The 20,942-nt window shown below is 40.8% G+C and carries 19 protein-coding genes; 7 read left to right on the forward strand and 12 right to left on the reverse strand.

The window, feature by feature from the left end; genetic code table 11:
- Nucleotides 1-5 precede the first annotated feature (5 nt).
- From F565_RS0108295 to F565_RS0108315, 5 genes are all read left to right on the forward strand, one after another.
- On the forward strand, nt 6-941 hold the full coding sequence (locus tag F565_RS0108295; RefSeq protein WP_020212752.1) for a malate dehydrogenase: 936 nt from the start codon (nt 6-8) through the stop codon (nt 939-941).
- A 139-nt stretch (nt 942-1,080) separates the two neighbouring features.
- Nucleotides 1,081-4,053, forward strand: a complete 2,973-nt coding sequence (secDF, locus tag F565_RS0108300) for a protein translocase subunit SecDF (RefSeq protein ID WP_020212753.1) — start codon at nt 1,081-1,083, stop codon at nt 4,051-4,053.
- Nucleotides 4,054-4,202: 149 nt separating this feature from the next.
- The gene (locus F565_RS0108305) at nt 4,203-4,907 is read left to right on the forward strand and encodes a MotA/TolQ/ExbB proton channel family protein (protein ID WP_020212754.1); all 705 of its coding nucleotides are present in this window, start codon (nt 4,203-4,205) and stop codon (nt 4,905-4,907) included.
- Nucleotides 4,904-5,296 (forward strand): ExbD/TolR family protein, encoded by a 393-nt coding sequence (locus F565_RS0108310; RefSeq protein ID WP_020212755.1) that lies wholly within the window; start codon nt 4,904-4,906, stop codon nt 5,294-5,296. The genes F565_RS0108305 and F565_RS0108310 overlap by 4 nt, the downstream gene beginning before the upstream one ends.
- Before the next feature lie 7 nt (nt 5,297-5,303).
- Entirely contained in the window at nt 5,304-6,203 is a 900-nt protein-coding gene (locus tag F565_RS0108315) for an energy transducer TonB family protein (RefSeq protein ID WP_020212756.1), read from the forward strand.
- Nucleotides 6,204-6,442: 239 nt separating this feature from the next.
- On the opposite strand, the gene trpA is transcribed toward F565_RS0108315, so the two are convergent.
- The 11 genes from trpA to F565_RS0108375 form a co-directional block, all read right to left on the reverse strand.
- Nucleotides 6,443-7,186 (reverse strand): tryptophan synthase subunit alpha, encoded by a 744-nt coding sequence (gene trpA / locus F565_RS0108320; protein ID WP_020212757.1) that lies wholly within the window; start codon nt 7,184-7,186, stop codon nt 6,443-6,445.
- Nucleotides 7,183-8,970, reverse strand: coding sequence for a tryptophan synthase subunit beta (gene trpB / locus F565_RS0108325; protein WP_081621325.1), 1,788 nt, complete (start codon nt 8,968-8,970; stop codon nt 7,183-7,185). Before trpB ends, trpA begins: the two co-directional genes overlap by 4 nt.
- Nucleotides 8,970-9,737, reverse strand: coding sequence for an indole-3-glycerol phosphate synthase TrpC (locus tag F565_RS0108330; RefSeq protein WP_020212759.1), 768 nt, complete (start codon nt 9,735-9,737; stop codon nt 8,970-8,972). Before F565_RS0108330 ends, trpB begins: the two co-directional genes overlap by 1 nt.
- On the reverse strand, nt 9,734-10,717 hold the full coding sequence (gene trpD, locus F565_RS0108335; protein ID WP_020212760.1) for an anthranilate phosphoribosyltransferase: 984 nt from the start codon (nt 10,715-10,717) through the stop codon (nt 9,734-9,736). Before trpD ends, F565_RS0108330 begins: the two co-directional genes overlap by 4 nt.
- Before the next feature lie 158 nt (nt 10,718-10,875).
- Entirely contained in the window at nt 10,876-11,442 is a 567-nt protein-coding gene (locus tag F565_RS0108340) for an anthranilate synthase component II (RefSeq protein ID WP_020212761.1), read from the reverse strand.
- A gap of 2 nt (nt 11,443-11,444) precedes the next feature.
- Entirely contained in the window at nt 11,445-12,824 is a 1,380-nt protein-coding gene (locus tag F565_RS0108345; protein ID WP_020212762.1) for an anthranilate synthase component I family protein, read from the reverse strand.
- A gap of 605 nt (nt 12,825-13,429) precedes the next feature.
- Nucleotides 13,430-13,960, reverse strand: a complete 531-nt coding sequence (locus F565_RS0108350; protein ID WP_020212763.1) for a YceI family protein — start codon at nt 13,958-13,960, stop codon at nt 13,430-13,432.
- A gap of 123 nt (nt 13,961-14,083) precedes the next feature.
- On the reverse strand, nt 14,084-14,959 hold the full coding sequence (locus F565_RS0108355) for a pirin family protein (protein WP_020212764.1): 876 nt from the start codon (nt 14,957-14,959) through the stop codon (nt 14,084-14,086).
- A gap of 249 nt (nt 14,960-15,208) precedes the next feature.
- Nucleotides 15,209-15,796 carry a Crp/Fnr family transcriptional regulator gene (locus tag F565_RS0108365; RefSeq protein ID WP_020212766.1) on the reverse strand — a complete coding sequence of 196 codons (588 nt, stop codon included), beginning with the start codon at nt 15,794-15,796 and terminating at the stop codon, nt 15,209-15,211.
- Between the two features lie 130 nt (nt 15,797-15,926).
- Nucleotides 15,927-18,143, reverse strand: coding sequence for a redoxin family protein (locus tag F565_RS22330; protein ID WP_020212767.1), 2,217 nt, complete (start codon nt 18,141-18,143; stop codon nt 15,927-15,929).
- Between the two features lie 18 nt (nt 18,144-18,161).
- The gene (locus F565_RS0108375; RefSeq protein WP_020212768.1) at nt 18,162-19,109 is read right to left on the reverse strand and encodes an ABC transporter ATP-binding protein; all 948 of its coding nucleotides are present in this window, start codon (nt 19,107-19,109) and stop codon (nt 18,162-18,164) included.
- 153 nt (nt 19,110-19,262) lie between these two features.
- Here F565_RS0108375 and yaaA point away from each other — a divergent pair, with 153 nt between their 5' ends.
- Both yaaA and F565_RS0108385 read left to right on the forward strand, forming a co-directional pair.
- On the forward strand, nt 19,263-20,021 hold the full coding sequence (yaaA, locus tag F565_RS0108380) for a peroxide stress protein YaaA (RefSeq protein WP_020212769.1): 759 nt from the start codon (nt 19,263-19,265) through the stop codon (nt 20,019-20,021).
- A 43-nt stretch (nt 20,022-20,064) separates the two neighbouring features.
- Nucleotides 20,065-20,415: a hypothetical protein gene (locus F565_RS0108385; RefSeq protein ID WP_020212770.1), complete on the forward strand. Its 351-nt coding sequence runs from the start codon at nt 20,065-20,067 to the stop codon at nt 20,413-20,415.
- 107 nt (nt 20,416-20,522) lie between these two features.
- Here F565_RS0108385 and F565_RS0108390 read toward each other — a convergent pair whose 3' ends face one another.
- Nucleotides 20,523-20,816, reverse strand: coding sequence for a DUF3861 domain-containing protein (locus tag F565_RS0108390; protein WP_020212771.1), 294 nt, complete (start codon nt 20,814-20,816; stop codon nt 20,523-20,525).
- Between the last annotated feature and the right edge of the window lie 126 nt (nt 20,817-20,942).

Genomic DNA, 20,942 nt, shown 5'->3' on the forward strand with positions numbered 1-20,942 from the left:
AAAATATGAAGGTAACAATTGTAGGAGCCGGCAACGTAGGTGCTACCTGTGCAGATGTAATTTCTTACAGAGGTATAGCATCTGAAGTAGTTTTGCTTGATATTAAAGAAGGCTTTGCCGAAGGTAAGGCTATGGATATTATGCAGTGTGCGCCAAATACTGGTTTTAATACACAAGTATCGGGTATTACCGGCGATTATTCTAAAACAGCAGGAAGCAGTGTAGTAGTTATAACATCGGGCGTGCCCAGGAAACCTGGTATGACGCGCGAAGAGCTTATAGGTATTAATGCAGGTATTGTAAAAGGCGTGGCAGAAAATGTGCTTAAACATTCGCCGGATGCCATAGTTGTTGTAGTGTCTAACCCAATGGATACCATGACCTACCTTACGCTTAAGGCTACAGGCCTTCCTAAACATAAAATTATAGGTATGGGCGGTGCGCTTGATAGTGCCCGTTTTAAATATTTCTTATCAAAAGCATTAAATAAACCTGCAGGCGATGTTGATGGTATGGTAATAGGTGGCCACGGCGATACTACCATGATACCGCTTACAAGGCTTGCCTCATACAATGGTATTCCGGTTACAGAATTTCTTTCGGCAGAAGAGCTGGAAAAAGTAGCCGCAGATACTATGGTGGGCGGGGCTACACTTACAGGATTATTAGGTACATCGGCATGGTATGCACCGGGAGCATCGGTAGCGTATCTTGTAGACAGTATACTTAATGACCAAAAGAAAATGATAGCGTGCTCTGTATTGCTGGAAGGCGAATATGGACAGGGGGATATTTGCATGGGAGTACCATGTATAATAGGTGCCAATGGGCTGGAAGAGATTTTAGATATACATCTTAATGAAGAAGAAAAGGCAAAGTTTGCTAAAAGTGCCGATGCCGTGCGTAACATGAATGCCGACTTAAAGGCAGTGCTGGCGTAGTTTTCTCTCTAAAATATAGAAGGCTGCCTTTAGGCAGTCTTTTTTTTATGATATAATTTGCAAATAAATTGGTTAATCTTATCGTAAATTATATATTTGCTCGTTTTTAAAAAATCGGAATAATTAATTTTTAGTAATAATGCAGAATAAGGGACTCGTTAAATTTTTCGCAATTTTGTTTGCGTTAGTATGTATCTACCAACTTTCCTTCACGTTTGTTTCAGACAGGATTGAAGATGATGCTAAGGCGCAGGCCGGTGGCAACTCTGATAAAGAGGTAGCTTATCTGGAATCTATGAAAGATTCGGTAGTATATCTTGGCTATACCTACGGCGAAGTAAGGGATAAACAAATCAACAAAGGTCTTGACCTTGAAGGAGGTATTAACGTTATGCTTGAGGTGTCTGTAAAAGATATCCTTAAAGGCTTAGCTAATAACTCTAAAAACCCTGTCTTTAATAAAGCGCTTGACCGTGCTACAAAAGAAAGACAAGGTAATCAGGACTATCTTGATGCTTTTTTTATCGCTTTTGAAAAAGAGTCTCAGGGAAGCATAAAACTTGCATCGCCGGAAATTTTTACTAATAAAATTATGGGCAGCGAAAGTGTTAATACCACTATGAGCGACGACCAGGTTAAAAAAGTATTAAAGAAAAAAGTAAGCGAGTCTATTGATAGTGCTTTTGGAGTACTTACAGAGCGTATAGATAAATTTGGCGTTGTACAGCCAAATATTCAAAAGATAGGCGAGTCTGGCCGTATCATGGTAGAATTACCGGGTGCTAAAGATGAAGCCCGTGTTAAAAAATTAGTATCAAGTACTGCACAGTTAGAGTTTTGGGAAGCTTACAAAGTAAACGACCTTCAGGGTTTTTTAGTGCAGGCTAACGAAACGCTTAAAAAAACAGAGAAAAACGCTACTGCTACAGAAACTAAAGCAGCATCTAACGATTCTATAGAAAAACTTTTAGGCAGTAATGATTCTGCTGCTAAGGTAAAAGGTAATAACCCATTGTTTGATAAACTTGCTATCAGCCCGGGTGGCCCTGTTATTGGTATGGCATCTGTAAAAGATACTGCTGCTATAACTTCTTACCTTAAAAGAGCCGATATCCGTAGCCTTCTTCCTGCCGAACTTCGTTTTGCACGTTTTGCATGGGGTAAAGAAGATACTAAGAAAAGCCGTGGTGTACTGGAGCTTTATGCTTTAAAAGGTAACAAAGAAAGTGTTGCGCCTCTTGGCGGAAATGTAATTACTGGTGCAAGTGCTACGTTTGACCAGATGAACAAACCTGCTGTAAGCATGCAAATGAATACAAGGGGTTCTCAGAAATGGGAAGAAATGACAGGTAAAGCATACAGGGAGCAAGGCTTTATTGCTATTGTTCTTGATAATGTTGTATACTCTGCTCCGGGTGTAACTACAGGCCCTATTGCAGGTGGTAACTCACAAATATCAGGTGCATTTGATGTAACAGAAACAAAAGATTTAGCTAATATCCTTAGGGCTGGTAAATTACCTGCTAAAGCTGATATCGTTCAGTCTGAAGTTGTAGGTCCATCCCTTGGTCAGGAAGCTATAGATAATGGTATTAACTCATCTATTGCAGGTTTACTATTAGTATCGCTTTGGATGATCGTGTATTATGGTAAAGCGGGTTGGTATGCGAACGGTGCATTATTAGTTAACATATTGTTCCTTTTTGGTTTCCTTGCAAGCTTAGGTGCTGTACTTACATTACCTGGTATTGCAGGTATCGTACTTACAATAGGTACTGCGGTAGATGCTAACATCATTATTTACGAACGTGCCAAAGAAGAAATCCGTCATGGTAAAACGCTTGATGAAGCTGTTAAAATATCGTTTAGCTGGAAAGGTGCTATGTCATCTATTACAGATGCTAACGTTACACACGTTCTTACAGGTTTAGTACTATTGATATTTGGTTCAGGACCGGTTAAAGGTTTTGCAACTACACTACTTATAGGTATATTCACTTCATTATTTACATCTATATTTATTACAAGGTTGTTCCTTGACTGGAGTGTTAAAAAAGGAGATAAACTTACGTTTGTTACTGGTATGTCTAAAAACTGGTTTACAAATGTTCACTTTAACTTCCTTGGCGCTAAGAAATTCACTTACATATTCTCTTCATTAGTAGTAGTGGTAAGTTTTATATCTATCTTCTTTGTTAACGGATTAGATCAGGGTATAGACTTTGTGGGCGGACGTACGTTCCAGGTTAAATTTGACAAGCCGGTTGATGCAGAGCAGATAAGGACTGAGCTTGGTGATAAAGCTGTATTTGATGGTAATGTAGATGCTAAGGTGTTTGGTAACGAGTCTCAACTAAGGATTACTACTAAATACAAAGTAAACGAAAATACTGTAGAAGCAGATCAGGAAGTAAATACAAAGCTTTATAATGTTCTTAAAAAGTATTATTCTACACCAATAACTGAGACTCAGTTTGTAAATACAAGTGAAGGTAAAACATTAGGTGTCTTACAGGCGTCTAAAGTAAATGCAAGTGTTGCAGACGATATTAAAACAAACTCATACTGGGCAGTTTTAGGATCTATGGCAATTGTATTTATTTACTTAATGGTAAGTTTCAGGAAATGGCAGTACAGCCTTGGTGCAATTGCAGCGGTAGCGCACGACGTTATCTTTGTATTGGGTATATACTCTCTTTGCTACAAGTTTATGCCTTTCCACATGGAAATGGACCAGCACTTTATTGCGGCTATCCTTACCGTGATTGGGTACTCTATGAATGATACCGTAATTGTATTTGACAGGGTACGTGAGTTTATAGCAGGTAATACTAAAGGTAGCTTTAAACAAATTGTAAACGACTCTGTAAATACTACATTATCGCGTACGGTTAATACATCACTTACAATGATATTGGTATTACTTATCATGTTCATATTTGGTGGCGATTCTATCCGCGGATTTATCTTCGCAATGTTGGTAGGTATCGTAGTAGGAACTTATTCTTCACTATTTATCGCTACACCGGTATTGGTAGACACAATGTCTAAAGCAGATAAAGACGCTATCGAAAAAAGGCATAACCAGATTGCTGAAGAAGCAACAGTATAGCTTTTTTAATATAATTTTACAAAACCTGCTTATGTAAATAAGCAGGTTTTTTATTTCTTTGCATACTCAAAAAAGTATATATTCGTTATTCATTAAAAGCAGGCTTATCTGCATGATGCCATTACACTAAAAGTAACTTTAAGTAAAACATGACAAATCTAATTTTATTACTGCAGGACACCATCCCTGCTGCTACTACAGATAGTACGGCAACAGCTGCCGTTGCAACTGCTACAGATTCGGTTAATTATTTTTCGCTGCTCATGAAGGGCGGGGTAATGGTAGTACCTATATTACTATTGCTGTTTTTTACTTTATACGTTATTATAGAAAGAGCGCTTTATTATAAAAAAGTAACTAAAGAAGACGTTAGGCTGGTAGACGAGATACGTCATCAACTAAGTGCCGGTAAGGTAGAGACCGCGCAGATTACAGCAAGTAAATCAGGTACGGCTTACGGAGCTATATTAGAAAGTGGTATTGGCCTTGTAGGCAGGCCGCTAAGCGAAATAGAAGGCATGATGGAAAAAACCACCAATGTAGAGATTGGTCAGATGGAAGAAAAACTGGGATGGCTGGGCCTTGTGGCCGGTATTGCGCCTATTCTTGGTTTCATTGGTACAATTTCGGGGGTTATTAAAATATTTTATACCATCTCTATTACTGAGAATATCAGTATAGGAAGTATATCGGGAGGTCTTTACGAAAAAATGATATCATCGGGATTAGGACTAATTGTAGGTGTAATTGCCTATTCGGGTTACCATTATTTTAATATGGTTATCGACAGTTTTTCATTAAAAGTACAAAGGGTAATCATACAATTTGTTAATGTAATCACGACCGGGAAATGAGAGTAAGAAGAAATAAACGTTTTCATGCAGAAGTTGCCGCGTCAGCGCTAAGCGACATCATGTTCTTTTTGCTGCTGTTTTTTCTTATCATCTCTACACTTGCTAACCCTAATGTTATAGACCTTGCCCTGCCTAAAGCGGATAGTAACAATACTACCGATAAAGCTCATGCAAGCCTTTCTGTAACCAAGAACAAAGAATTTTATCTTGATAAGGAGCAATTAAATTTTGATGATATAGAAGGCGCACTGGCGGCAAGAGTGGCGGCTACCGGAGATAAAACCGTAATAGTAAGGCTGCCTAAAGACCTTGAAGTACAGGATATGGTAAACATATTGTCAATCGGTGTTAAGCTTAAACTTAAGTTTGTAATAGCCACAACAAAATAAACTTTTTATGGCTACGTATACCGAACAGGAAAAGAAATCATTAGTAATAACAACTATAACTTTTGGTTTGTTATTATTGGTGCTTATTATTGGTAAATACAGTGACAGCTCTGCTGACCTGACCGACCTTGAAGGCGGCGGCGGGGGTGGTGGCGTTACGGTGAACTTTGGTGACAGCGAGGTAGGATCGGGTGCCGATTATGAGAGTAAAGTACTCGAAGTTACCGAGAAGGTAAAAGCCCAGCCGGCTGCTGCAGCCCAGGAAGACGAAGTGGTTGCCAGCGACCTTGATGACGCTCCCGAAGTTGTAAAAACAAGGCCGGTAACTACAAAACCAAAAGAACCTAAAAAAGAAGAAGCAAAGACAGAACCTGTTAAGGTTACACCAAAACCATCTAAACAAACCAATGCTGCCCTTGATGCCCTTTTAAACGGCAGTAATAAAGGTGGCGATGGCGATGATGGTGTGGCAGGTAACAAAGGTAAAAGCAACGGTAGCCTTAGTTCCGGTAGCTATGATGGCGACGGAGGCAGTGGCGGTGGTACCGGTGGAGGAACAGGAAGCGGTAATGGTACAGGCACAGGACCGGGCAGCGGAAGCGGCTCTGGTGGTGGCAGTGGCGCAGGCCGTGGCACTGGTGTAGGTAACTATAACCTTGCAGGCCGCAAAGTGCTAACTAAACCTGCACCACGCTATACATGTAACGAACAGGGTACTGTCGTAATACAAATAACTGTAGACCAAAGCGGCAAAGTTATAAAAGCTGAAAGGGGCAGGGGAACAACCAACTCGGCGCAATGCCTTTTTGACCAGGCTAAGCAAGCTGCTATGAGCACTAAGTTTGATGCAGGAACCGCAGCTACACAAGTGGGTACCATTAAGTATAATTTTACCTTAACGGAGTAGAGCAGATTATATTCTTTGCCCTCGCGTATGTCATTCTGAATTCAGCGTAGCGAAATTGAAGAATCTTGATCAATTTGTTCATCACGCAACATAATCGCAAGGCACAAAGCCATTTACCTATTGTGTGGGTTGCTAATGCGTTAGAGTGAAGCTGGCTCCCCTCTTGAGAGGGGTTGGGGGTGTGTTATTTTAAATATAAAGGTTTCAAAAATGTATATACCCAAGTTTAGCTGTGTAAACTACAACAGCCCCTCCACAAATTTCACTTCTTCTTCAACCTTTACAGCTTTTAAATAGGCTGTACCTATAATAACACCATCAACACTTTTAAAAGCCTGTTCTTTTTTTTCTTTAGAGTCAATACCAAAACCTAAAAACAAGGGAGTAGCTCCGCACAGCTTTTTAAGTTCTGCGTAGCGGGAGGACAAACCTTCGTTAATGGCATAACCCTGCCCTGTAATACTGTTTTGGCCTACAAGATATACAAAACTGTTTTGGCATACCTGCGCTACTCGTTGTACCCTTTCGTTAGGGGTAAGTGGTGTTATAAGAAAGGTAACCGGAATTTTATATTTCCCAAATACCTCCTTATACTTTGTTTCATATAATTCAACCGAAAGGTCAGGTAATATAAGCGATGCAATGCTTAATGCCTGGCATCGGCTTAAAAAAGCATCCAGCCCAAATTGCAATACCGGGTTTAAATATCCCATAAGCACTAACGGAATGTGCACTTCATTTCTCAACGCATCTAGCTGGTCTAAAAGTAAGCCCAGTTTCATACCGTTTTCTAATGCGATGCTACTTGTTTCCTGTATTACAGGGCCATCAGCCATTGGGTCGCTGAATGGAATGCCTACCTCAATAAAATCAACACCCTGTTTCTGTAATTGCAATAATTGTCCTTTCAGGCTGTCAAGCTTTGGGTAGCCTGCGGTTACAAAAATGCTGACCTGCTTTTTATCTTTTTTAAATGGATTCATAGGTTTGGGAATTTTTCCAAATAGGTATTCATGTCCTTATCGCCACGGCCCGAAAGGTTTACCACGATAACATCTTCTTTTTTTAGTTCTAATTTAGTTAAGGCGTATAAAGCGTGGGCACTCTCTAAAGCTGGAATAATGCCCTCCAGTTGCGATAACTCCAATGCTGCTTGCAAAGCTTCATCATCTGTAACTGAAATGCTCACAGCACGTCCCGTAGCGATTGTGTGCGCATGCAACGGCCCAATGCCCGGATAATCCAACCCCGCCGATATAGAATGCGGTTCGGTTACCTGCCCATCGGCATCCTGCATTAATAAGGTAAGGCTGCCATGCAAAACCCCGGGTGTACCCAGCACACTCGTTGCCGCCGACTTACCTGAATCTATGCCAAGGCCCGCAGCTTCTACAGCAACAAGTTCCACTTTAGGGTTATCATAAAACTGGTAAAAAGCACCGGCTGCATTACTGCCACCCCCCACACAGGCAATTACTTTATCTGGGTAGGTCTTACCGGTCTTTTCTAATAGCTGTTTCTCAATTTCTTTGGAGATAACCGACTGGAAATAGGCTACTATTTTTGGATAAGGGTGCGGGCCTACTACGCTGCCTATTAAATAATACGAATCGGGGTGGTTTATCCAGTGTCGAATCGCTTCATTAGTCGCATCTTTTAAGGTTTTACTCCCGGATGTTGCCGGGCGTACTTCGGCACCAAGCATTTTCATACGCTGTACATTAGGCGCCTGGCGTTCAATGTCTTTTTCGCCCATATAAACAATACAATTCAGGCCCATCAGGGCACAAACTGTAGCGGTAGCAACACCATGCTGGCCGGCACCGGTTTCGGCAATAATATTTGTTTTACCCATGTGTTTGGCAAGTAATATCTGGCCTACGGTATTATTTACTTTGTGGGCACCGGTATGGCACAGGTCTTCGCGCTTAAGGTAAATGGTAGCCCCATATTTATCTGATAACCTGCCTGCTAAATATAATGGGGTTGGCCTCCCCACATAGTCTTTCAGTAGCTGTTTAAACTCGCTTTCGAATTCCTCTGTAAAACAATAGGAATTAAAAGCAGCATCAAGCTCTTCCACATTAGGGCGTAATAATTCGGGTACGTAAGCGCCACCAAACTCGCCATAAAAGCCTAATGGATCGGTATCTAAATAAGAAGTTGTTTTCATGTTCAGCAATTTTATAAATGTTGCAATCCGGTCAGGGTCCTTCACTTTTGGCGAAAGCTCGAAACGGCTGTTAAGGTCGTAACCTGCCAGTTGCGGATGTGTAAACTGTTTTAGTTTTTCGATAGATTCTAATCCTATCCCACCACTAAGCAAAAAGGGTGTAGAACCTTTGTAAGCATCAAGAATCTGCCAGTTAAAAGTTGTACCTGTACCGCCGTGACTCTCGCTTTTGGTGTCAAATAAAAAGTAATCTGCCAAACCTTCGTAAAGTTGTGTCGCCTCAAGGTCGGCTTCGGTAGCAATGCCAAACGCTTTTATTATTTTAATGTTTTTCGGAAATTGCCTGATAAATTCCGGACTTTCATTGCCGTGAAGCTGCACTACATCAAGATTATATTTTATAACCTGCTCTTTAATATACTGTAACGAAGCATTTACAAACACGCCAACTTTTTGTTTGGCTGTAGCCAAAGTAGTCTCCGTAAAACGCTTCGAGCCTTCGTAGAATATAAAACCTGTATAGTCTACACCATTCAGGTTAGCTACCTGCATACTGCTTTGGTTATCTGTCAGTCCACAAACCTTAATTATCATTAGCGTATTCTTTTGGTTAACTCGGCCAGATGGCCATCGCGCAGAATGCTTTCACCTATTAACGCTCCACTAAAGCCGGCTTCTTTTAACGCGATGATATCTTCACGGGTTTTAATACCTGATGCCGATATTGCCGGGATGTGTTTTGGCAACAGGCCTATTAAATCATACGAATGTTGCAGTCTAGTTTGCTGTGCCTTAAGGTCGCGGTTGTTAATAGCAATTAGGTCGGCATGCATAGGGATACTATCAAGTTCGTCATGTGTGTGCACTTCAAACAGCACTTCTAACCCTAACGTATGGGCAGTGAGGGTAAGAAACGCCGCTTCCTCTTTATTTAGTATGGCAGCGATAAGCAGTACGGCATCGGCACCGGCGGCTTTGGCTTCATACAACTGTATCTCGTCTATAATAAATTCTTTTCGCAACAGCGGGAGGCTTACCACATGGCGGGCAGCAATAACATCATTAATGCTTCCGCCAAAGTAATTGGCATCGGTAAGTATTGAGATACCTGCAGCGCCGTTTTCCTGATAAAACACAGCCTCATCGGTTACACTAAGCCCTGTTTTAATATCGCCACCGCTGGGCGACTTGCGCTTTATTTCGGCTATAATACCAAAGTCTTTTTCGGTAATAAAATCTTTAAGAGAAAGTGACTCCCTCTCAAAATTTTCGCTCTCACGAAAGTAGTCTATAGAAAATTGCTGTTGAAGCACGTCCAGTTCGCGGCGTTTATTAGCCACTATTTGTTCTAATACATTCATGCCGATATTTTTTTAAGATGGTGGATAGCCCTGCCGCTCAGTACTGCATCATGAGCTTCGGCAAAAGCCGAGGCGAAATCCTTCTGCGGGTTAAAGGTTTGCAATGCAAGGGCTACATTACCTGCAAGTACGGTATTTTGTTGTTCGGTCCCGATACCCTGTAGCAGGTTTACCAAAATTTTAGCAGAATCGGTTACCGTATCGCCACCGGATATATTTGTCAGTTTAATTTCAGATTGTAACGGGCTGTTTCCCACAAGCTCGTCGCGTTCTTTACCTAATATTCGGGTAACGCCAATAAATGTAAGTTCGTCGTAACCATCCATACCGTGTAATACCGTAAAGTTTTCACGATCGGCACGTAATACATGCTGGTACTGTTTGGCCAGTTCGAGCGAATACGTACCTGTTAACTGGTGGGTAGGGTGGGCAGGATTAACCAGCGGCCCCATACTATTGAAAAATGTGGCAATGCCCAACGCTTTGCGCAGCGGTGCCACAGCTTTAAGTGCAGGATGAAAAAGGGGGGCATGCATAAAGCAGATGTTAGCCTCATCGAGCTGGCGCTGTAATATATCTTTATTGTTAGTGAAAGTGTAGCCTAAAGACTCTAACACATTGCTCGATCCACAAAGGGAGCTCACGCCATAGTTGCCGTGCTTTACTACTTTATAGCCCATGCCTGCCAGTACAAATGCTGTACTTGTAGAAATATTAAACGTATTCTTGCCATCACCACCCGTACCGCACACGTCTATACTGTCGCCCACATCAAAATGGATAGGCAGGGCAAGTTCTAACAATGCCTGGCGGAAACCGTTAAGTTCATCAAGCTGAAGGCCGCGCATTTGTATGCCCGCCATTATAGCAACCGTTTGTGCATCGGGCAGTTCGCCATTGCCTATAGCCAGCATGCACTGGTAAGCTTCAGCTTTATCGAGCTGGGCGCGGTTTATTATTTTATTGAGTATGTTTTTCATTTGTTCAGATAAAGAAAGGGTATTGATCTTATATTCCGACCTCACCCCAACCCCTCTCCAAAGGAGAGGGGAGTAGCGTTGATAATATTTTTTGGGTTCGCAGCTATAGTTTTAGGCGGCTTGTTCGTAATTTAAAATTTGTAATTCATAATTTAAAATTATTCCCTTATCCAGTTCTCTATCATTTGCCTGCCTTGTGGCGTAAGTATCGATTCCGGGTGAAACTGTACACCGCTGGTGCTACGGTGGGAGGCGTGGCGTAGTGCCATAACAGTACCGTCTTCGGTTTGGGCAGTGATAATAATTAAGGGGTTGTTTTCTGCCGAGATCTTCCAACTGTGGTAACGGCCTACAGGCATGGTATGGGGCAATCCGGCAAAAAGCGGATCTGAACCTATAATGGTCATTTCACTGGCTTTGCCATGTACGGGATGGGGGCAACGCTCTAACGTCCCGCCAAAAACCTCGGCAATTGCCTGATGACCTAAACATACACCCAGCATTTTCTTTTTGCCGGAATAGCGGCTTATCACTTCGAGCAAATCGCCTGCTTCGCTGGGTATGCCGGGCCCGGGAGAAAGTAGCAGTGCATCGCAACTGTCAAGCTCATCATAATCTATATCATTGTTGCGCTGCACAATAACCTGCACATTATCTACCTCGCGCACATAGCGTACAAGGTTATATACAAACGAATCGAAATTATCTATAATACCTACTTTCATAACTATATATTGTTGTGGGCGGCGGCAATAGCACGGCGCACGGCCCCAAGTTTGTTGTTTACTTCCTGCAATTCATTTTCGGGTATAGAGTCTAAAACCACGCCGGCACCGGCACGGTAATGCAGTTCGTTATTTTTGCTAAGGATGCTGCGTATCACTATAGCGAGGTTAATGTTACCGTCTGTCCCCAGGAAACCTATGGCACCACCATAATAATCTCGGGTTCCGGTTTCATATTTCTGTATCAGTTCTAAGGCTTTTGGTTTTGGCGTGCCCGATAATGTTCCTGCGGGAAACGTTCCGCTAAACAATGTAAGCGCATCGGTATCTTTAACTTCGCCGGTAACTTTAGAAACTAAGTGTATAACATGCGAAAAATTCTGGACTTCCTTATAAGAGGCTATGTGCACATCGTTGCAGTATTTACTAAGGTCGTTACGGGCAAGGTCTACCAGCATGGTATGCTCTGCATTTTCTTTTTCGTCGTGCACCAGTTCGTTGGTAAGTTGTGCATCAATTGCATCGTCGCCAGTTTTTCTAACCGTGCCGGCTATAGGGTGTATGGATGCCTTGCTGTCTTTAAGCCGTATCTGTGTTTCGGGCGACGACCCCATAAGGCGGTACGATTCCATATCTGCATAAAACAAATAGGGGGAAGGGTTAAGCCTCCTGAGTTGACGGTACACCTCGAAATCATCGCCAAAGAAGCCCTGTGAAAAAGGTCTTGATACGACCAACTGAAATACATCACCTCTGTATATATGCTCTTTGGCTTTGTTTACCAGGTTTATAAATGCCCCGCCACTTACCGGAGTTTTTTCTTCGCCCTGTGTTTCAAAAGGCAGTAATGTGAACGACTGGCGGCGCAGTATATCTGCAAAATGGCTGTCCGATAATTTGCTGCCGTCGAACGAGTTGTAAAGTATTTCGCCGGTATCATGAAAATGGTCTAACACTATGAGGTACTTAAACAGTATGAAATGTGCTTTCGGCAAATCAAGGTCGGCTTCCTGAACACTAACGGTTGTTTCTTCAAAATGGGAATATTCAAAACTAAAATAACTTAGAAAAGCATTGTTAGCAAAAGCATCCGCAAATTTGAAACCCGCTATAATATCTTTAACCTGGTTTGTTACTTTACGTTTATCGGCAATAGGCTGTTCCGTTTTTTGTCCGGCAACATCTATTGTAATAGTGTTATTATAAACAATGATCTCTATAATAGGATCGAGCCCGATAAAGGAGGCACTGTCTGTGCGGGAGTGGTAGTCGTTACCTTCCAGAAGGCACGGCTTGCGATAGTGGTTGCGTAACCCCATGTACAAGCCAACGGCGGTATGCAAATCGGCATTAAAGGTATAGGCTTGGGTATGTATGTTCATTAGGAGGGGAATTATAATTTTTGGTATAAAAGAAAAACGGCTTGCCACATTGTGACAAGCCGTTTACTTAAGTAGTATATATACGTAGTTAGGCACCAGTCACTAGAGAGTTGACTGCCACCACCAAAAATTCATTGCTATTTGAGATTGTAAAATCATAATTCAAATGTATGAAAGGTATTTTTACTGACCAAGAGAAAAAACACTTTTTAACATAGATATGTATTTTAGGATTATAATTGCTTATTTTATGATATACTTACAGACTTTCATAGCTATCATGTGGACACATCTTTCTGTCCTCTCCCCAACCCTCTCCAAAGGAGAGGGAGTAGCTACACTCAAATGTTTAGGCTATAGATTAGCTTTAATTTTAAATTAATTCTTGGTGAACTGTACCCGTCCGTTGGCTCCCCTCTCCTTTGGAGAGGGGCTGGGGGAGAGGACACTAATTTAAAGAATAAATAGTTGTTTCCATACAATGGTCTTGAGATGGATTAAGTGTCTTTTTACAAAATCGTAACTAAAAACAAAACCCGCAGCACTACAAAGCACTGCGGGTTTGATCAAAATATAAAGCAAATTAAATTAAGTTTGGGCTTAAATTATTGTTTTACAAACTGAAGCTCTAAAGCTATCTTAACCTCTTCGCCAAGCATTACACCACCTGTTTCAAGGGCAGCGTTCCAGCTAAGGCCAAAGTCTTTACGGTTAATTTTTCCTGTTACAGAGAAACCAGATTTAATATTACCCCAAGGGTCTTTCTGGATTCCGCCATATTCTACAGCAAGGGTAACCACTTTAGTTTCGCCGTGTAACGTAAGGTCGCCGGTTACTACATATTCGCCTTCTTCTGCTTTTGCTACCGATGTAGATTTAAAAGTAAGTTTCGGGAATTTTTCTGCATCAAAGAAATCAGCACTTTTAAGGTGCCCATCACGGTCAGCATTATTAGTGTTTATAAAATCTACATCGGCGCTAAAGTCGAATGTAGCGTTATCAAAGTTTTCATCTTCTGAAGTAGCTGTAGCTTCAAATTTTGTGAAGTTACCGGAAACGTTTGTAAACATTAAGTGTTTTACTTTAAATCCTACTTCTGAGTGTGTTGGGTCTAATACCCATTTTGTTGTTGACATAATTTTAAATTTTTATGGTTTATTAATTTGTTCTAAAAAAAGTTGTGTTGTTTAAATGAACTATGCAAATCTCCGACTTAAAACTTCCCCCCGCATTGAACTGGGACAAGAAAAATATTTTTTTTATAATTGCATGGGTACTTCCATTAATAATATTTCGGCATCCTGAGAGTTGGCTGTAATATCAATAGTATTAATATCCCAAATGCCAAGGCCGTCGCGATCATTAAGTTTAATGCTGCCTATGCTTATATCGCCTTTTAAAACAAAGGCATAAATGCCGTTGCCTTTTTTCTTAAGGTTGTATTTTGTTGTAAAGCCATTGTCAAACTGCCCCATGTGGAACCATGCATCCTGGTGTATCCATACGCCTTCATCGTCCTGGTTAGGCGAAAGTATTTGTTTCAATTTGTTGTGCCTTGCAGTAACATCAAGCGTTATCTGGTCGTATCGCGGTGTAACATTATGCTTGTTAGGATACAGCCAAATTTGTAAAAACTTGGTAAGCTTGTCTTTATTTTTGTTGTATTCACTGTGCTGAATTCCGGTACCGGCGCTCATTACCTGTATATCGCCTTTTTTAATTACAGCAGTAGTACCCATGCTGTCTTTATGCTCCAGGTCGCCTTCCAATGGGATAGAAATTATCTCCATATTATCATGCGGGTGTGTGCCAAACCCCATGCCTGGATCTACACGGTCATCATTTAACACCCTAAGTACACCAAAGTGCATCCTGTCGGGATTATGGTAATTAGCAAAACTAAAGGAGTGGTGCGAATCCAGCCAGCCATGGTTGGCATGGCCGCGGGTATCAGCTTTATGTAAAACGGAATTTTCTGCAAGTTTAGAATCTGCATTAGGCAGGTGGTTGTAGCCAATAGGTTCTAAAGGGGTTATTTCGTCAATATCATTATCGAGGGCTTTGCCTATAGTTGCCGATGTAATAAACATACCAGTGCCCATAAGGCCTTTGCGTATAAAATCTTTTCTGTCCATAACTATTATTCATTGGTTAATTACAGTACAAAGTTGCGCCAATTGAAAGTTGTGTGCATTGAACTGGGACAAGAAAGAAAAATTTTAGATTTCAGAGGGCAGATTTTAGATTTAGCTTCACTCGCATGGGTAACTATGCTTAGAATTGTTGTTCTAAAGAGCAAGAGTGTAATTCAATCTGAAATCTGAAATCATAAATCTGAAATGGTAGCTAATCTGAAATCTAAATTCTTAAATCTGAAATCAAATTTAATGCTTCGCTATCTTCGCCCTTGTCTTGCTTAAAAATTCGGCAGAGATGCCAAGGTATGATGCTATATAATGTTGTGCTACGCGTTGGGAAAGGGTTGGGTAAAGGTCTAAAAATTCAAGGTACTTGTCTAACGCCGTCATAGAGATGGTATTGAAAAGCCTGTTTTGTGTAGCGGCAAGATTGCGCTGCAGCAATATCCTGAAAGCCCTTTCAAACCGTGGTGCCCTCTCGTATAATTCTTCTTTTGCTTCGGGAGAGAATATCAGGAACTCCGAATCTTCAAGCGTTTCTATAAATACCTTACTGGGTTTTTTATCGTAAATGTTGAATGATATATCACCCACCCACGAGTCTTCTATTCCAAACTGAAGGATAACCTCAAAGCCATTTGGGTCTACAAAATATTTGCGTACAACTCCTTTTACTACAAAGGCTTCAAAATTGCACATTTCGCCTTCGTGCAGCATGATGGTTTTTTTAGGAACCTTTTTCAGTTCCATCAGCGAGTTGAATATTTCCAGTTCCTCTTCTGTAAAAGTTACATAGCGGCTGATGTTTTTATTTATCATTTCGAAAGCATCCATATCCTGTAAGGTTTATATACAAATATAATCCTTTTTATAAAGCCTGAATAAAGGAATACCTATAAATAGAAAACCACGAACTGCATTAATAAATATGCTGTTCGTGGCCTAATATCAGGAGTTAAAAAAACTATTTTTCTTCCGCAAGGCCTAAGGTTTCCCTTAGCACTTTTTCGAATATTTTATCTTCCGGCTGCGGTAATTGTGCATTTACAAAATTACCATTAGGATCTATAAGTATAAAACGCGGAATTGTTCCGGCATTATACTGTTTACCAAACAATTCATCATTATTAATGTGCAGTTGCAAGACCTTTTTAGTTTTTGCCTTAGCTTCCATCGCCCAGTCGGCAATGTTTTTATCTACACTTATAGCCATAAATTTAATGTTCTCCTTTTGGTATTTATCGGCCAGTTTATCAAAGTAAGGCGATTGCTGCCTGCATGGCCCACACCACGTAGCCCATACATCTATAATAACATATTTGCCTTTAAAATCGGCAAGGTTGTACTGTTTGCCATCTATGCCCGTAGCGCTAAAAAGTGGCGCAGGCATACCTTTGCCCAGGCTTTCTATAGTCTTGTTATTGGCTATGGTATTGTTATAATATTTTTTATCGGTAAAGCCATTGCTGTAATCAGCTAACAGCGTAGTCCTGTCGGCAGTGGTAGAAGCATCTTTAAGGCTGTTGTTTAACTGGTAAAAAAGCATTTTATCTTTAAAAGATCCCGGCTTAAGTTTGGCAATAGCAGCAAGTGTTTTGCTGTTCTCATCAAGGTCCCGCTTATCAAGGGCGATCAATTGCGATTTTACATAGTCAAAATAGGCCTGATTAGCCAGCAATCCTTCATCATCAAGTGGTACACTCTTTTTCATTTCCTTAATATCTTCTGTCTCAACAGTCTTTTCGCCGGGATACATAAGGGCACGTTTCTTAACAAATGTGTTCCAAAGATTTAAGTATTCTATTGTACCCATTATTTTGCTCTTATCTAAAAAGTCTTTTTTAGGTACGTAATTATCTATTGTTTTAAAACTTGTAGATTCGGACATCGCGCTTTTCCAGTCGCTTACCAGTCTTTTGGTTATAAACTCCGGGTTATCCATAAAGATATTCTCCTGAATATAATAGGACACTGCACTTCCCGAAAAGTTTTCTTTAGAGTTAAATTCTTCTTCCGGCAGGCGTGTACCCCTAACTTTTACGTCCTGGCCTTTTTTGTAAAAGTTAACTTCTACATCTACACTATCATTTGCACTCACTAATATTGGGGCATTAAGCATTTCGTTAAATACAAGCACGTACTTTATTAGCGGAAGTTTTTTATCGAACACGTATTTAAAAGCATTGTCCTTAACAGGTATTACTGCAAGGGTATCGTTATTTAAAAAGGTATTCATTAAGTATATGTTTTGCGGAACATGCTCGCCATTAATAGTACCTGTTACAACCGTTCTGTTATGGGGTTTTGTGGTGTTAGGCCATAAAGTGTATACCAGTAAGCCTATTACAATTACCGTAACACCGGCAAGGGCACCAAAACGTTTTGCATTGCCGGCAAATGCCTGTTTAATGCTTTTATGCTTATACCACTCGAAACCTATATATAACGTAAAAATGGTAAGTAGGAAACTTGCCGTTTCCGAGTAAGTTACCCAGTAACCCAATTGGCTGCCTTTAGGGTAAGACGCCATTTTGCTTAAAAGTTCTAACGGGTACCAGTCTGGCGTTACATTAAATGCTTTTAAAAATATAAAAGCCAGTAACAGGAAGAACCCAATAAGTATAGACCATATAAAACTTGGCAATAATACGGATAGTATGTATTGAAAAGCCGTAAAAAAGAGCGATGCTAAAAAAAGGCGTGCCACTAACCAAAATAATTCGGCGTAGGCAAATTCAAACGTCGCCGATTTTGGCACTTCTAAAAAGAACGTAGCAATATAACCGCCAAGATAACTTAAACCTACTAACGTGCCTATGGCAATAAGGTTAGAAAACAGGACCACCAAAAATTTAGAAAAGTAAATAGAGGTCTTTTTTATGGGTTGGGTTTCCATAAGCTGCCAGCCGCCATTTTTATGGTCAAGCTGTGTAATACGGCTTACGGTGATAATAATAAGTAATGGAAAAAAGAAACCCGCGAAAGGGTCGAGGCAGCTTTCTATAAATTTAATGTAGTAATTGTAAGGTATGCCGGCATCTTTATTTTCGCCTTCCTGGGCAAACATTACAGCGATCCATATTAGTGGCGATACCGCACCTAATATAACCGACCATAAGTAAATTCCCGTTCCTCTTTTCTTTATATGTTCTGCCGCGAGGGCTGTAGTAAAATTTTGCATCGTTGTGTAAGTAAGGTGTTATTGTTGATTTACAAGCGCCATAAACCATTCTTCGAGGCCGTTAAGTATCTTTATTTCATATACTTCGGCACCGCTGTTTACAAGGGCTTTGGCAAATGCGGGTATAGCTTCGCGCCCCGGCAGCTCCAGCACCAGTTGCGACTGGCTTTCCTGTATTGCAGTAGGGTGGTCTATAGCCAGTTTAGGCAGCCAGGCTTCGGCATCTTTAAGAGATACCATAATTTTGCAGGTGCCCGATTGTTGGCCAAGTTCTTCAATAGTACCTTCAAAACGTAATTTGCCATTACTAATAATGCCCACATGGGTACACATCCTTTCAATTTCGGCAAGTAAGTGGCTCGATACAAATATGGTAATGCCCTTTTCTTTATTCAGTTTTACAAGCAACTGCCTTATATCGCGCATACCGTTAGGGTCAAGCCCGTTTACAGGTTCGTCCAGTAAAAGCAATTGCGGTTCGCTTAGCAGTGCCATAGCAATGGCAAGGCGCTGTTTCATACCCAGAGAGTATTGCCTGGCCTTACGCTTGGCATCGCGGGTAAGGCCCACAAGGCTTAGTACTTCGGCAATCTTAGTTTCGGGCAGGTTGCGCAGCTTGGCAATATACTTAAGGTTATCGGTACCGCTAAGGTGCAGGTACAGTGCAGGGCTCTCTACAAGCGACCCTATATTATCGAACACCTGTGGTAACTGGCCTGCCAATGGCTTGCCGAAAATTTGTATGGAGTTTTCCTGCTCCGGCAAAATACCCGTAAGCAATCGCATTGTGGTCGATTTACCGGCACCGTTAGGCCCCAGGAAACCATAAATAGAACCTTTAGGGATGTTTAACGATACGTCGTCGAGTACTTTGCGCTGTTTAGAATAATTAAAATTGAGTCCATGAGTCTGGATGATGTATTCTGACATGGTTTGTTTTGGTTTATTGGCTAATATTACAAACATACATAATTTTCTTATGCATGATAAAATTTATGCCACGAATTTCACAAATTCAACGAATTAAGAAAATCTTTGTGGCAATAGGTTCTTTAGGCTAAAAATCGTGCTTGCAGGTATAGCATTCTATTAGTACTTTTGATATATAAACCGCAATACATGAAAATTGTTATATCGCCGGCTAAATCGCTGGATTTTGAAACTAAACTTCCCACAAAAAAACATACACAGCCTGCTTTTTTAAATGATGCTAAAGTGGTGCACGAAGCTGTTAAGGAAAAATCGCCGGCAGAGCTAATGGAACTAATGCACATAAGTGATAAGCTGGCCGACCTTAACTGGCAGCGCAACCAGGAGTGGAAAACTCCGTTTACGGCGAAAAATGCCCGCCCTGCCATATATGCCTTTAACGGCGATGTGTACACCGGCTTTGATGCCTACACTTTGCCTGTAGCTAAATTGACCAAACTACAGGATTGCCTGCGCATACTGTCTGGCTTATATGGTTTATTAAAGCCACTTGACCTTATGCAACCGTACCGACTGGAAATGGGTACGCAACTGCCAATAGGGGAGAACAAAAATTTATATGAATACTGGAAAAACATCATTACGCAATCGCTTAACGATGAACTTAAAGATGGTGAATTGTTTGTAAACCTTGCCAGTAAAGAATATTTTGATGCTGTAGATGCTAAAGCCCTTAAAGTGCCGGTTATTGTACCGGAATTTAAAGATTATAAAGACGGCAACCTGCGCATGGTAAGCTTTTTTGCAAAGAAGGCGCGAGGCATGATGGTACGTTACATTATAGATAAAAACGTAAAGACGTTAAAAGGGCTGAAAGGGTTTGATTATGATGGATACCGCTTTGACCCAAAGCTGAGTGAAGGTAACACACTTGTTTTTACGAGATAGAGCTTAAAGACTTGAGATAATAGATAAAAGACAGGAAAAAAACATGAATTTCAACGATTTACTGAACAATGACAGTTCAGAGAAAAATAAGAGGCAGGGAGTCGTTATCTTTTTTAATTACGGACACACAAACCTTGAGCCGCTACATGAATTGGAAAGCAAACTGAGGATACTGTTATATAATTCCGGTACCGGTGAGCTGGATGGGCACCAGATGGCATTAGATATGCTTGATGGCTTTCTATATTTTTATGGAGACAGTGCCGAAGAATTATTTAAAACTATTAAACCTGCGCTGCTTGCCACACCTTTTATGAAAAAAGCCGAAGTGAACCTGCGTTTTGGGATATCCGGGGATAATAAGGTGACAGATATTGATTTTATATTGGAGTAATTTAAGTTATTCCATTTCGACCAAGGAGAAATCTGTATTTATTATTAAGATTTCTCCTTCGTCGAAATGGAACGACACATTCTGTCAGCTGTGACTGCGACTGAGAACTACATTCCTTCTTTCAATTTCTTCATGAAATCTTTAAAGGCAGGCAGAAACTCTTCAAGCAAAGCGTTGTCTTTATTGCGTAGCATTACCTCGCTAAATAGCTTTAAGCCAATGGCAAACTCTGCCGACTGGTTTACATCATTAAAAAGGTCGCGTTCCTGCATTATTTTTATAATGTTGAAAATGTTATCATGGTTATCAAATTCTACAACAACCGGCTGTTGCAGCTCTTCATCTTTAGGGTTGTGGGTATGCTCTAAAGTAATTTTGTACTGGTTATATTTTGCATTCATAATTTATGGTTTTAAAAAAACCTGACACACTTTTTAAGGGTGTGCCAGGTTCGCGCTGGTTAGGCAAAGTTAAATTTTATTGAGTTTTTAAGATTATTGTCTATTATCTTCAGTCTGTCATCTTTC

Source organism: Flavobacterium rivuli WB 3.3-2 = DSM 21788 (genome assembly GCF_000378485.1).
In the GTDB taxonomy this organism is placed as follows: domain Bacteria; phylum Bacteroidota; class Bacteroidia; order Flavobacteriales; family Flavobacteriaceae; genus Flavobacterium; species Flavobacterium rivuli.